General features: G+C 74.4%; 1 protein-coding gene and 1 pseudogene. Both read left to right on the top strand.

Going from position 1 to position 708, the window contains the following annotated elements; genetic code table 11:
* The coding region (locus tag ABB30_RS16405; protein ID WP_211263512.1) for a hypothetical protein at positions 1-250 on the top strand (250 nt) is incomplete at its 5' end.
* Between the two features lie 66 nt (positions 251-316).
* A pseudogene (locus tag ABB30_RS15455) lies at positions 317-708 on the top strand (gluconolaconase); the annotation flags it as partial.

The following is a 708-nucleotide window of genomic DNA, read 5'->3' as shown; positions in this document are numbered from 1 at the left end:
CTGGGACCCGGAGCAGGTGGCGTTGGCGTTGCCATCGGGCCTGCGCGCGGCCGGCAGCGGCCATGCCGCGCCGGCCGACATCAACCGCGCCTTCGACTGCCTGACCAGGGCGGTCGGTTGCGACGAGGTGAAGCCGGCCCGGCCGTACCCGGATTTCCGCGGGGTGATGACCTGGTCGATCAACAGCGACGTCGCCGACGGCCGCGCCTTCTCCGCCCCGGTGGGCGAACACCTGCGCGCGGCGCGCTGAGCGCGAGGGTTCCGCCCGTGCCGGCCAGCGGCCATCATGCTCGGCCCCGGATAGGATGGACGTTGGATGGCGTGCAGACATTGGGTGATGGCGGCGGCAGGGCTGACCGCCGCCGCGTTGGCGGCCAGCTTCCTGTGGCAACCGAAGCCGCCGCGGCGGCCGGAGCCGGCTGCGACGCCGCTGGGCTGGCGCGGGCAGGTCGAACTGCTGGGCGGCGATGGCGTCGCCGGCGATGCCGGCGGCCCCGGCCCGCGCAGCCGCTTCAGCGATCCCTGGGGCGTGGCGCTGGATGCCGGCGGCATGCTCTACGTCGCCGATGCCGGCGACAACAACCGCATCCTGCGGCGCTGGCTGGATGGTGATTTCCGCCTGCTGGCCGGCGGCCGCGAAGGCTTCGCCGATGGCCTCGGTGGCGCGGCGGCGTTCAACACGCCGTCCGGCATCGCGCTGGACCGCCA

Origin of the sequence: Stenotrophomonas ginsengisoli, assembly GCF_001431485.1 — a bacterium.
Taxonomy (GTDB): Bacteria; Pseudomonadota; Gammaproteobacteria; order Xanthomonadales; family Xanthomonadaceae; genus Stenotrophomonas; species Stenotrophomonas ginsengisoli.
The sequence above is the reverse complement of the archived record's forward strand: the minus strand, read 5'-3'. Positions and strand labels throughout refer to the sequence as shown.